At 71.7% G+C, this 12,685-nt stretch carries 10 protein-coding genes; 2 read left to right on the plus strand and 8 right to left on the minus strand.

Annotated features, from left to right (window positions below; all coding sequences use genetic code 11):
• Window positions 1-56: 56 nt before the first annotated feature.
• Window positions 57-968 carry a LacI family DNA-binding transcriptional regulator gene (locus BGO91_RS16040; RefSeq protein WP_290473723.1) on the minus strand — a complete coding sequence of 304 codons (912 nt, stop codon included), beginning with the start codon at window positions 966-968 and terminating at the stop codon, window positions 57-59.
• A 70-nt stretch (window positions 969-1,038) separates the two neighbouring features.
• Between BGO91_RS16040 and BGO91_RS16045 the strand changes: the two genes are divergently transcribed.
• Window positions 1,039-2,055 carry a zinc-binding dehydrogenase gene (locus BGO91_RS16045; protein ID WP_290473724.1) on the plus strand — a complete coding sequence of 339 codons (1,017 nt, stop codon included), beginning with the start codon at window positions 1,039-1,041 and terminating at the stop codon, window positions 2,053-2,055.
• A gap of 66 nt (window positions 2,056-2,121) precedes the next feature.
• Here BGO91_RS16045 and BGO91_RS16050 read toward each other — a convergent pair whose 3' ends face one another.
• The gene (locus tag BGO91_RS16050) at window positions 2,122-3,210 is read right to left on the minus strand and encodes a type I restriction endonuclease (protein ID WP_290473804.1); all 1,089 of its coding nucleotides are present in this window, start codon (window positions 3,208-3,210) and stop codon (window positions 2,122-2,124) included.
• 193 nt (window positions 3,211-3,403) lie between these two features.
• Between BGO91_RS16050 and BGO91_RS16055 the strand changes: the two genes are divergently transcribed.
• Window positions 3,404-5,872 (plus strand): transglycosylase domain-containing protein, encoded by a 2,469-nt coding sequence (locus tag BGO91_RS16055; protein ID WP_290473725.1) that lies wholly within the window; start codon window positions 3,404-3,406, stop codon window positions 5,870-5,872.
• 92 nt (window positions 5,873-5,964) lie between these two features.
• Here the strand turns inward: BGO91_RS16055 and thrC are convergent, their stop codons facing one another.
• From thrC to BGO91_RS16085, 6 genes are all read right to left on the minus strand, one after another.
• Window positions 5,965-7,389, minus strand: a complete 1,425-nt coding sequence (thrC, locus tag BGO91_RS16060) for a threonine synthase (RefSeq protein ID WP_290473726.1) — start codon at window positions 7,387-7,389, stop codon at window positions 5,965-5,967.
• Window positions 7,390-7,472: 83 nt separating this feature from the next.
• Complete coding sequence (locus tag BGO91_RS16065; protein WP_290473727.1) at window positions 7,473-8,348, minus strand: 3-methyladenine DNA glycosylase; 876 nt, start codon at window positions 8,346-8,348, stop codon at window positions 7,473-7,475.
• Between the two features lie 33 nt (window positions 8,349-8,381).
• Complete coding sequence (locus tag BGO91_RS16070) at window positions 8,382-8,990, minus strand: HD domain-containing protein (RefSeq protein WP_290473728.1); 609 nt, start codon at window positions 8,988-8,990, stop codon at window positions 8,382-8,384.
• Between the two features lie 83 nt (window positions 8,991-9,073).
• On the minus strand, window positions 9,074-10,108 hold the full coding sequence (locus tag BGO91_RS16075; protein WP_290473729.1) for a zinc-binding dehydrogenase: 1,035 nt from the start codon (window positions 10,106-10,108) through the stop codon (window positions 9,074-9,076).
• A gap of 13 nt (window positions 10,109-10,121) precedes the next feature.
• Entirely contained in the window at window positions 10,122-11,636 is a 1,515-nt protein-coding gene (locus BGO91_RS16080; protein WP_290473730.1) for a CdaR family transcriptional regulator, read from the minus strand.
• Window positions 11,633-12,661 carry a DUF917 family protein gene (locus tag BGO91_RS16085; RefSeq protein ID WP_290473731.1) on the minus strand — a complete coding sequence of 343 codons (1,029 nt, stop codon included), beginning with the start codon at window positions 12,659-12,661 and terminating at the stop codon, window positions 11,633-11,635. The genes BGO91_RS16080 and BGO91_RS16085 overlap by 4 nt, the downstream gene beginning before the upstream one ends.
• Between the last annotated feature and the right edge of the window lie 24 nt (window positions 12,662-12,685).

Raw genomic sequence — 12,685 nt, forward strand, 5'->3', positions numbered from 1 at the left:
GTCACAACACGCCGCGTCCGCATCTGCGGGCGCGGCGTGTTGCGTCCGATGGATGGCTACGCCGACTCCCGCACCACGCGGGAACCCGTGGTCGGCTCCGCGACCGGCTCCAGGCCGATCGCGACCCGCGCCGCGTGCGCGCCGAGCCGCTCCGCCTCCACGTGCAGCGTGGTCAGCGCGGGCGCCCACAGCGCCCCGTACTCGCTGTCGCCGAAGCCGATCACGGCGAGGTCGCCGGGGGCGGCCAGCCCGAGCTCTGGCAGTGCCGAGAGGATGGCGAGCGCCGTCTCGTCGTCGACGGTCGCGATGGCCGTGGCCTCAGGATGCCGCTGCCGCAGCTCCGCGATCGCGCGGGCCGTCGAGTCGCGGTCGCTCCCGGTCGTGACGACTCCGGCCGCGGTGAGCCCGAGGCGCTCGGCCGCCTGCGCGAGGTGCGGCAGCCGGTCGTGCGGAACGTCGGAGTGCGGCCCCGGCGCCCCGAACGCGACCACCGCGTGCCCGCGGTCGCGCAGGTGCGCGAGCTGGGTGAGCGCGTGCGACGCCAGCCCGTAGACCCAGCCGCCCTCGGGCGCCGCCGGGTTCACGTGGCGGAACGGTCCCGAGATGTCGACGACGGCGCGCGGCGACACCGCCGCGATCGCCGACTGCAGGGCGTGGTCGTGGGTGCCGTGCTGCACCAGGAGGCTGTGGTCGTGGGCAGCGAGCTCCGTGCTCATCCCGAGGATGAACCCCTCCAGGATCGGGCCGCCGCGCCGTGCGCCGACGTCGAGCAGCACGACGCGTGACGTGCCCTCGCGCAGAGCCCGCGCGACTCCGTGCGGCACGTAACCCAGGGCGCGCGCCGCCTCCCGCACCCGCTCCTGCGTCTCGGGCCGGATCACCTGGCCCGGCGTGCGGTTGAGCACGAAGCTGACCGTCGCGGGGGAGACGCCGCTCGCCCGCGCGACCTCCTTGATCGTCACGCTCACGGCCCGATCCTAACGTGCACTAATTCGATTTAGTAACTACCGTGACCAGAACCGATCGAAGGAGCATGCAGTGAAATCCATCCGAGTCACCGGCGTCGACACCAACGAGTGGGTCGACATCGAGAAGCCGACCGCGGGACCCGCCGACGTCCTGCTCGCGATCAAGGCGTGCGGGATCTGCGGCTCCGACGCGATGTACTCGCACTTCGGCGGCATCCCGCCCCGACAGGGTGCGACCCCGCTCGGGCACGAGCCGGCCGCAGAGGTCGTCGAGGTCGGAGCCGACGTGCAGGGGATCACCGTCGGCGACCACGTCGTCATCGACACGATGGCCTTCACCGACGGGCTCCTCGGCTCGGGCGGCGCACAGGGCGCCCTCTCGGAGTTCGTCGTGGTCCGGGATGCGGTGCTCGGCCGTCAGCTGCGCGTCATCCCGAAGGACATCCCGTGGGACGTCGCCGCGCTCAACGAGCCGATGGCCGTCGCCTACCACGCCGTCAACCGCACCGACCCGAAGGACGGCGACAAGGTCGTCATCTTCGGTGCCGGCCCGATCGGCCTGGGCGCGCTGCTCGGCTACCGCCGCCGCGGCGCGTCGCACATCGTGGTCGTCGACATCCTCCCCGCCCGGCTGGAGAAGGCGCTCGAGATCGGCGCGGACGCCGTGATCAACTCAGCCGAAGAGGACCTCGCCGCCCGCCTCGTCGAGCTGCACGGCGACGCCGCCACCGCGATGGTGCGCGGCGTCCGCCCCGGCACCGACATCTACCTCGACGCCGCCGGCGTCGGCTCCATCCCGCAGGCCGTCGCCGGCTTCGCCAAGCACGGCGCGACGCTCGGCATCGTCGCCGTGCACAAGCGCCCGGTCGAGCTCGACTTCGGCGGCATCCTGCCGACCGAGCTGACGATCGTCTGGTCGATGGGCTACCCGACCGAGATCTTCGAGGTCACCGACGACCTCATCGCGAACTGGCAGAAGTACGCGCTGATCATCAGCGACCGCCTCCCGTTCGAGAAGGCCCTCGACGCCCTCGCCCTGGCGGCGACCCCCGGTGCCGCGGACAAGGTGACGGTGGTCTTCGACTGAGGTGGGCGCGGGGTGCGCAAAAGGGGCGCCGCGCTCGCAACTGCGAGCGCGGCGCCCCCATCGCGGCTACGCGTATCGACGGACGGCCGCGCGGATGTCGTCGGCGAACCGGTAGATCTCATCCAGCGAGGCCAGCTCATGCTTCGTCTCGTTCTTGTCCTCGTCGAAGAGGCCGATGTGCTTCTTGGACTTGCCGTTGAAATGCAGGCGAGCGATCGGCTTCCGGTTGTTGTCATCGAGGAGGATCGCGAAGTACGACTTCGAATCGCGCTGAGCGATTCTCAGCGGCTTGACCTCGCTGCAGGCGATGGCCTTGACGATCTGATAGCCCTCCAGCTCCTCGAGCGTCGTCTCGATCTCGGTGTCGCGGTCCAGATCGCTCTCCGCGGGGGGCTGGCTCGTGAGTGCTTCCGGCTCGGAGGGGCTCGCCGAATACGTCGAACTGCCGAGAGCGGTTTTGAGGCGATCGTTCACCTGGTCGTTCAGGAACTGGCTCGTCGCCTTCCGCACCAAAGGGGTGAACTGGTCGCGCACCCGTTGGGTGATCGGCCCGTCGTAGACACGGCTCGTGAAGAAGCGGACCCATTCCTCGTCGGGCTCCCGGAACTCGCTGGCGAGAGCCCGCTTGATCTGACCGATGTACTTCAACTCGCCTGCGGCGTTGATGATCGAGTCGAGGTCGAACGCATCCTTGGTCAGCTTCCGCAGCTCCGGGATCAGCGTCTCGTCGATGTCGAGCAGGTCGAGAACGAGGAACGGCTTGTCGTCCATCCGGTTCGGCGCGTCAAGGTCGGTGTAGAAGTGGTAAACCTCTCCGTTGGTCAGCACCGCGACGCGAGCGTTCGTCACGGCGAAGTAGCGGAACAGCTGTGACGCGTTCTCGATCGTGAGTGACTCGTTCGACTTCTTGCATTCGATCAGCATCTGGACTTCACCGTCCCGCATGATCGCGTAGTCGATCTTCTCGCCCTTCTTGATCCCCACATCGGCGGTGAATTCCGGCACGACCTCTAGAGGGTTGAAGACGTCGTAACCGAGGACGTTCGAGATGAACGGCATCACGAAGGCGTTCTTCGTTGCTTCCTCAGTGTGGATGGCGTCGCGCTGATTCGCGACTTTCACTGCGATGGCGGCGAGCACCTCTGCAAAATCCATGGGTCTCCTTTGGGGTGGATCGTGATCCAAAGATACTGAAGAGTAGGTATCTAGACGTGACTCATTTCGGTCAACCCACCCGGAATGGGGGTGCGGGCGGACGGTAGCGCCGGAGCCCCTTTCCTGTACATCTCCAAACCTCCCTTCACCTCGCACCGACCGATTCCACAGCCCGGCTTGGAAGCGTAGACGGGTGTCTACTCACGATCCGAACCGTCCGCCGCTGATCGACCGCATCCTGGCGCCGGTCCAGCGGCTGGAGCCGCGCATGCCGCGCACCCGGGGCCGCGCGATCTGGCAGTTCCTGGGCTTCACGCTCGTCGCAGCGGTGCTCAGCTCGCTGTTCGTTCTTCCGGGTTTCCTGGGAACGGGCGTCGCGGCGGCCGCGGGCATCTCCGACTTCAACGCGCTGCCCGCGAACCTGCAGATCCAGCAGTTCGCGCAGAACTCGACCGTGTACGCGAAGCAGGGCGGTCAGGACGTGCCGATCGCCACGTTCTACGCGCAGAACCGGCAGGACGTGTCCTGGGATGCGGTGTCGCAGAACGTGAAGGACGCGGTGGTCGCCGCCGAGGACCCGCGGTTCTACTCCGAGGGCGCGGTGGATGTGCTCGGCACCGTGCGCGGTGCGCTCGCGACCGTGGTCGGCGGGGACGTGCAGGGCGGGTCGTCGATCACGCAGCAGTACGTCAAGAACGTCGAGGTCGAGAAGTGCGAGGCGCTGACCGACGCGAAGAAGGTGCAGGCCTGCTACGACGACGCGGCCGGGCAGACCCTCCAGCGCAAGGTGCAGGAGATGCGCTACGCGGTGGGGCTGGAGAAGAAGTACAGCAAGAAGGACATCCTGATGGGGTACCTGAACGTCGTCGGCTTCGGCGGTCAGGTGTACGGCATCCAGTCGGCGGCGCACTACTACTTCGGCGTCGACGCCAACAACCTGACGCTGGCGCAGGCCGCGACGCTGGTCGCGATCGTGAACAATCCGGCGAACCTCCGCATCGACGAGCCGGACAGCAAGACGAACGGCGCCGCCAACGGGTACGCGCTGACGAAGGCGCGCCGCGACTACGTGCTCGACCGGATGTACGTGAACCACAAGATCACGGCGGCCGACCGCGACGCGGCGAAGAAGACGCCGGTCACGCCGGCCGTCACGCCGACGACCTCGGGATGCGCGGCGGCGCAGCAGTACAACGCGGCGTTCTTCTGCGATTACGTGCGCGACACCATCCTGAACGACCCCGCCTACGGCAAGACCAGCGACGACCGCTGGGCGACCCTCAACCGCGGCGGGCTGAAGATCTACACGACGCTGAACCTCGACCTCCAGTCGGTCGCGCAGCAGTCGCTGAGCAACTACATCCCCGCGTCGAAGGCCGGCATCGACCTCGGGGCGTCGAACGTCTCGGTCGAGCTCGGCACGGGCCGCATCGTCACGATGGTGCAGAACCGCGCCTTCAACAACACGGACCAACCCGTGGACGGCACGACGGCGGTGAACTACAACACCGACGAGGCGTACGGAGGCTCGTCGGGCTTCCAGACGGGCTCGACGTTCAAGGCGTTCGACCTGGCGGCGTGGCTGGAGGCGGGGCACAGCCTGTACGAGAACATCAACGCCTCCCAGCACACCTTCCCGATGTCCGACTTCACGAGCACCTGCGGCGACATCTCCGGCCCCTCCTGGCAGGTGGCCAACGACGAGGGATCGGCGAGCCGGCTCTCCGTGATGTCGGCGACGGCGGAGTCGGTGAACACGGCCTTCGCGATGATGGCGACGAAGGTGGACCTCTGCTCCATCCTGAACGCGGCGAAATCGCTCGGCATCCACACCGCCGCGACCGGCGGCACGCTCAACTCGTACCCGTCGATGATCCTCGGCACCAACGAGGTCGCCCCGCTCACCATGGCGACGGCCTACGCGGGCATCGCCAACGGCGGCACCGTGTGCACGCCGATCGCGATCGACAAGGTCCTGAACGCCGACGGCAGCGCACACAAGGTGAGCGCCACCACCTGCACCCAGGGCCTCGACAAGAACGTCGCCGCCGGCGTGACCTACGCGCTCGAAGGCGTGATGACCGACGGCACGGCCACCAGCGCCAACCCGTGGGACGGTACCCCGATCATGGGCAAGACGGGCACCACCGACGACTCGCTGCAAAACTGGCTGATCACCTCCACCACCAAGGTCGCGCAGGCGACGTGGGTGGGCAACGTTTCCGGCCAGACGCCGCTGCGCAGCCTCAGCTTCGACGGCGTGGGCGGCGGCAATGTGAAGTTCTCGATCGTGAAGCCGATCCAGAAGGCGCTCGACCAGCTCTACGGCGGCGACGACTTCCCGAAGCCGGAGAGCACCTCGCTGTACGGCAGCAAGGTGACGGTCCCCGACGTGGCCGGCAAGACCCCCGACCAGGCGCAGAAGCTGCTCGAAGCGCTCGGCCTCGACGTCACGGTGGACCAGACGCCGGTCGCGAGCACCGAGCCGGCCGGGACCGCCGCAGACACCGACCCCGCCGCGGGATCGGCGGTCGAGGGAGGCGCGAGCATCACCATCCAGCTCAGCAGCGGACAAGCCTCCACGACCCCCACACCGAGCACCGGACCCAAATCGACGAGTCCCCCCGCACCGACCCCGGGCCCCGACAACAACAACGGCTGACCCGCCCGCGAGCACAGGAAAAGTGCGCCGAATCCGCCTGGATCGGCGCACTTTTCCTGTGCTCGGCGGCTAGGGGCTGGGTGGGTGCGGCGTCAGCGCAGGGCGAGTTCGGAGAGGAGCGCGCGGAGGGCGTGCTCGTCGTCGGCCAGCGTGGTGACGCGCTGCGGGGCGGCCAGGAGTTCGCGGGTGGCGGCGTCGGCGTCCGGGACGCTGCCGAGGGCCTCGGCGATCGTCTCGGGGAACTTCTGCGGCTTCGCCGTCTCGAGCACCAGCATCGGCACGCCGGGCTCGACGTGCTCGCGCGCGATCTTCACGCCGTCGGCGGTGTGCGGGTCCAGGATGACGCCGCAGCGGTCGGAGACGGCGCGGATCGTGGCCAGCCGGTCGGCGTGGGTGCTCGTGCCGCTCACGATCCCGAACTCAGCGCTGAACCGATCGAGCTCGGGGGAGAGGTCGAACTCGTCCTGGGCGTCCAACTCCCGCCACGCGGCCGCGGTCTGCTCCGCGGAGCGGCCGAGCAGGTCGAAGACGAACCGTTCGAGGTTCGACGCGCGCGACACATCCATCGAGGGGCTCGACGTCACGAAGGTGCGCGCGGCGGGCCGCGGGCGGTAGTGGCCGCTGCGGAAGAAGTCGTCGAGCACGTTGTTCTCATTGGTGGCCAGCACGAGCTTGCGCACCGGCAGCCCCATGCTGCGGGCGTAGTGCCCCGAGAGGATGTTGCCGAAGTTGCCCGACGGCACCGCGAACGACACCTCGAAGCCCTCGCGCTCGGCCGCGGGGAGAGCGTCGGTGATCCGCAGCCACGCCCAGATGTAGTAGGCGATCTGCGCCGAGATGCGGCCGAAGTTGATCGAGTTGACGGCGCCGAGGCGGTGCTCGCGCTTGAAGGCGCCGTCCTCCGCGATGCGCTTCACGAGGCGCTGGCAGTCGTCGAAGGTGCCGTCGACGACGATGTTGTGCACGTTGTCGTCCAGCAGCGAGTACATCTGGGCGCGCTGGAAGGCGCTCATGCGGCCCTGCGGCGAGAGCATGAACACGGAGAGCCGGTCCCGGCCCCGCAGCGCGTACTCGGCGGCCGAACCGGTGTCGCCGGAGGTGGCGCCGAGGATGTTGAGGACCTCGCCCGACTGGCCGAGCACGAAGTCGAGCGCCTCGCCGAGGAACCGCATCGCCATGTCCTTGAAGGCGAGCGTCGGGCCTTCCGAGAGGCCGACCAGCGTGATGCCGTCGTCGAGCGCGTGCAGCGGGACGACCTCCCGCGACGCGAAGGCCTCGGGCCGGTACGCCGCGTGGCAGAGCCGGCTGAGGTCGTCGCGGGGGATGTCCGTCGCGAACAGTCCGATCACCTCGGTGGCGAGGCCGGCGTAGTCCAGCGGACGCCACTGCTCCAGCAGGGCGGCGCTGAGCCGCGGCAGCTCCTCGGGGACCGCGAGTCCGCCGTCGGGCGCCAGCCCTTCGACGAGGATGTCGCAATACGATCCGAGCCGGCCGCCGCGTGTGGAGATGTACTGCACGTGTCGTTCCCTCGTCCTTCGGGTGTGGTGTCGTTTCAGCCTAGGCGACGCGGAGGCCCGCGATCGTCTCGGACGGGCCGCGGCTACGCGGCCGCGGCGGCGCTCTCGCCGAGCCAGGCGGCGAGCACCTCGCGGCGCAGCACGTTCGCGCGCTCGGCGAAGCCGCGCTGCCGGCGCACGTACTCCGCCTTGCCCTCGGGCGTCTCGATCGCGACCGGCTCGGCGCCCCACGGCCGCATGTCGTACGGCGACGCCTGCATGTCGAGCCAGCGGATGTCGCGGGCCAGCTCGAACGCGTCCAGCAGCAGCTCGCCCGGCACGAGCGGGCCGAGCTTCATCGCCCACTTGTAGACGTCCATCCCCGCGTGGAGGCAGCCGGGCTGCTCCAGCGCGGGCTGCGTCTCCCGGGTGGGCGCGAAGCGGTTGCGGGGCACCGCGTCGGGCGTGAAGAAGCGGAAGGCGTCGATGTGGGTGCAGCGCAGGTCGTGCGCCTCCACGACCGCGTCGGTGCCGGGGCCGCCGAGCCGCAGCGGCACCTCGTGGCGCGTCTCGTCCTGCCGGTAGACCATGGCCCACTCGTGCAGCCCGAAGCAGCCGAACTGGCCGGGGCGCGCGGCGGTCGAGCGGAGGATGCGCTCGATGCCCCGCAGCAGCGACGTCTTCTCGGCCTCGAACGCGGTGCGGTCCACCACGAGCGCGCCCGGCGTCGTGCCGGGTGCGTACCAGCGCCAGGAGGCGCGCGGATCGTCGGCGGCCTCCGCCAGCTCGATGCCCGGCCCGGGATGCCACCGGCGCAGCACCCGGGGCGCGTACGAGTAGTAGGTGAAGAGGAAGTCCTCCACCGGGTGCTTCTCGCCCCGGCCCGACCGCTCCCGGTGCCCGGCCGTGAGCGCGTCGGCGCGCGCGGCGTGGGCCGCCTCGCGGGCGCGCCAGTCGGCGGGATCGAGCAGTGTGGTCACCCCTCGAGGATAGGTCAGGCGGGCGCCGCCGGGTCAGGCCGGCGACTCCAGCGGGTTCGCGGCCAGCTTCGCGCGCACGCCGCCGAGCACCAGCCGGTGCGCCTGGGTGTCGGGCTTGCGCTGCGCCTGATCGGCGACGCGCGCGCCGAACTCCGCGGCCAGGTCGAGCCTCGGGTACGCGGCGACGACCTCCCGGCGCAGTTCGAGCGGGACGTCGTCGGCGCGCGCGCCCGAGATGTCCAGCCCCGTGGCGGTCTCGAGCAGGTAGCCCTCCTCGTCGAACGCCGGGTCGACGGACGGCCAGTTGTGCCGCACGATCACCTCGTGCGCGCGGGTGCGTCGGGCGGTCTCCCAGCCGGCGCCCGCCGTGAGCGCGACCGCGACGTGGCCGCCCGCGTCCTCGTACGAGAGGGTCACGTTGTCGAACTCCGGCACGATCCCGATGTCGTGGAGCAGCGCCGAGACGTACAGCAGCTCGTGGTCGATGCCCGTGCGCCCCTCCACCTGCGCGAACGCCTCGGCCCACAGCCACGAGCGCACCACGTGGTTGAGCAGCGCGGGCGAGTGGTAGGCCGTGGCGAGCTCGCGCGCGGCGCGCGCCGCCTGCGTGTCGGGTGCGGAGGGGAGGTCGGAGAGCAGCATCCCCCCCATCCTGCCAAGGCGCCCGGACTCGCGCCGCTCAGATCCAGCCGGAGGCGGGGGAGATCGCGCCAGATGGCGCGAGCTCAGTCACGGGTCGGGTCGAGCACGGCGATGCCGACGGGCGGAGCGGAGGCGGCGGCGGGGAGCAGGAGGGCGGCCTCGGCGAGGCCGACGTGGGAGCCGACGAGCGCCCGCGGCGAGACGGCGCCCGACGCGACGAGGTCGAGCATCCCGGCGTAGTCGGCGGCGGCCATCCCGTGGCTGCCGAGCACGTCGAGCTCCCAGCCGATCACGCGGTCGAGGGGGAGCACCGGGCCACCGCCGGGCAGCAGCCCGATCTGCACGTGCCGACCGCGTCGCCGCAGCGAGTGCAGGGCCGCCCCGGCCGTCGCGGGCGAGCCCACGGCGTCGACGGACACGTGCGCGCCGCCTCCGGTCAGCTCGGCGATCGCCGACGGAGTCGCGTCGTCCGCCTCCAGCGTGTGCTCGGCCCCGAACGCGCGCGCCAGGTCGAGCGCGGCCGGGGATCGGTCGACGGCGATCGGGCGCGCCCCCAGGGCGGCGGCGATCATGACGGCGCTGAGCCCGACGCCGCCGGCGCCGTAGACCGCGATCCACTCGCCCGGCCGGGTGCGCGCCCGCGCCGTGACGGCCCGGTACGCCGTCGCGAACCGGCAGCCGAGGCTGGCGGCCGCGGCGTCGTCGATGTCGTCCGGCAGGGCGACGAGGTTGAGATCCGCGGCGCGCACGGCGACCAGCTCGGCGTGCGAGCCCCAGTGCGTGAAGCCGGGCTGCGTCTGGTCGGGGCAGACCTGAGCCTGCCCGCTGCGGCACCACTCGCAGCGCCCGCAGCCGTTGACGAACGGCGCCGTCACCCGGTCTCCCGGCCGCCACCGCTCCACACCCGCGCCGACGGACTCCACCACACCGGCGAACTCGTGGCCCGGCACCTGCGGCAGGTGGACGCTGTCGTCGTGCCCGGCCCAGGCGTGCCAGTCGCTGCGGCAGAGTCCGGAGGCCGCGACGCGGACGATCGCGCCGCCGTCGGGGGCGACGGGATCGGCGACCTCCGCCACCCGGACGGGTCCGGCGAACGTGTCGTACAGCAGGGCTCTCATGGGGCTCCCGGGGTCAGCGCCGCACGGCGCGGCAGGCGAGGTGGACGGCGAGGCGGGTCTCCGGGTCGCCGAGGTCGAGCCCGAGCAGTTCCTGCGCGCGGGCGACGCGGGTGGAGACGGTGTTGCGGTGGAGGCCGAGGGCGTCGGCGGTCGCGGCGATGCCGGACTCGTGGTCGAGGTAGGCGGTGAGCGTCTCGACGAGCTCGGGCCCGCGGGCGATCAGCGGCGCGAGCAGGGACTCCGCGGCCGGGACGAAGGTGTCGCTCTCGGTCCAGGAGAGCAGCAGCTGCTCGAGGCCGAGGGCGTCGATGCGGACGAAGTGCCCGGTCGCGGAGCGGTCGGCGGCGATCCGCGCGGCGTCGGCCGCCCCGTCGATGGTCGCGACCAGTCCGGCCGACCCGCTCTCCAGCGTGCCGACGCCGGTCGCGACGTTGAACACGCGGCGTGCGGCGGTGTGCAGCGCGTGCAGGGCGCGCACGTTCTCCTCCACCCGGCTCGGCGCGGGAGGCGCGGTGAAGCTGAGCCAGCCGGTCACTCCGCGTCCGCTCGTCGCGGCGTGCGAGTCGATCGGCAGGCCGGTCAGCTCGCGCGTCACGAAGCGGAGCAGCTGGAGGGTGTCGACGCGGGAGCGCCCGATCAGCCGGAACCCGAGGTGGTAGCCCGTCGTGCGCCAGCCGCGCTCCAGCATCCGCTGCTCGAGCTCGGCGTCGCGGCTGTCGCGCAGCTCCAGGAAGTCGCGCAGCAGCCCGGAGGAGACGGCGGCGTCGTTGACGTCCGCGACCTCGTCGATGAGGATGCGCGCCGCGACCGCGGGCATCGCCACCTCAGCGGCGACCGCGAGGGCGCTGAGCTGCTGCTGCCCGAGGCCGCGCCCGAAGACGGCCAGCCGCAGCCCGGCGCGGCTCGGGGAGTCCACGCGCACGGAGGCCGCCGCACCCTCGGGCAGCGAGACGGTGTCGATCCAGGGGCCGAAGTCGATCGCGGCGTGGACCGGGGCAGGCAGTGACTCTCCGGCCTCCAGGAGCACGCCTTCGCTGTCGATCAGGGCGACGCCGTGGCCGACGCTCGCCGAGAGGTGCCGCAGCAGGTCGGCGAGGTTGGCGGCGTGGTATTCGATGGACTGCGCGACCCGGCGCACATAGCCGAGGGTGAGGGCGTCCCGGCCCTCCAGCAGCTCCCAGCCGGCCCGGGCGAGCGCCATCGGCTCCCCGGTGTCGAGCAGGGCGAGGCCGAGGCGTTCGGCGAGCGCCCGGGTGCCCGCGCCGAACGCCTCCGCGCCGGGCAGCGCCAGCCCGCGGTAGCCGCGGTCGCGCACCCGGCGTACCAGCGCATCCTGCTGCCACGGGGTCGTGGGCGGGGCGACGGTGAGCACGGCGAGGGCGCCGTCGCCCTCGGGAGCGAGTTCCGCCTCGGCCGAGGCGACGACCAGATCGCGCCACACGACGGCGGGATCCGCGCCGGCGATGGCGCGCAGTCCGCCGTTCGCGGGATGCGCGAAGAGCGCGGCGAGGTCCAGCTGGTCGTTCACGCCGCCACCTCCAGCCCGGCCAGCCCGAAGCCGGCGGGCGTCACGTGGCGCAGGCGGTCGGCCGTCGCCGTCCACCACGCGGGAGCCGGGAGGGCGAGCACCGTCACATGCCGCGCGAGCGTGACCCCGTCCACCTGCAGGATGTCGCGGGAGATGGAGTCGACGGCCACGATGATCTCGGGGCTGGCGGCGGTGGTCTCGCCGTCGCGTACGACCGCGAGCAGCTCGGAGCGGGCGACGAGCCGAAGCAGTGCGCCGTCGTCGGCGTCGACCTGGATGGCGCTGACGTACGGGTCGTCCGGCAGGGGGACGATCGCGCTCACCCGTCCCGAGCCCAGCAGGCGGCCTCCGGTCGCCCCGGCCAGCTCGCCGGGGGAGAGGGCGCGGTCGGCGCTGGCGTCGCCGAGGGCGAGCGCCCGCTCGAACGTGCCCAGGACGGCGTGCTCGGCCAGGTCGCCGACCGTGAAGCCCGCGACGAGCACCGCACCGCCTCCGCCGGCCTGCACGATGGCGGAGCGCACCTGGCTCTCGACGTCGGCGGGGCGCTGCGTGTCGATCACGACGACTCCGCCCCCCGTGTCGCAGACCGTGATGACGCCGGGGACCGCGTCGACCAGGAGCGAGACCTGGTCCAGGCGGGGGAGGGCACGGCCCATCAGGTCGGCGTCGACCAGTGCGAGGCGGTCGGCCAGCAGCAACGGGGTCAGCCCGTTCATCCCGGCGCCCTCGAGCGCGCACACGGCCGCGGCGCGCACGCCGGTCCAGCGCTCGGCGGCGTCGACCAGCGGACCGAACACATCGGCGCCAGGGAGGCGCTCGGCGAGCAGGTACGTGGAGCCGGCGAAGGCGACCGCCACGCACGGCGTCGCGGGATCGAACTCGGCCGGGGTGCGCGAGGTGAGGGGCCAGGCGGGGGCGTCCTGCACCATCAGCTCGAGCATCGTCGTCCCGCCGCCTCCACCGGAGCCGAGCAGCGAGAAGCCCCTGGCGAGCGCGGGCAGGCGCTCCGGCCCGAGGGTTCTCATGCCCTCCAGGGTAGGCGGTGCGGG

Source organism: Leifsonia sp. 71-9 (assembly GCF_001898805.1).
Taxonomy (GTDB): Bacteria; Actinomycetota; Actinomycetes; order Actinomycetales; family Microbacteriaceae; genus Leifsonia.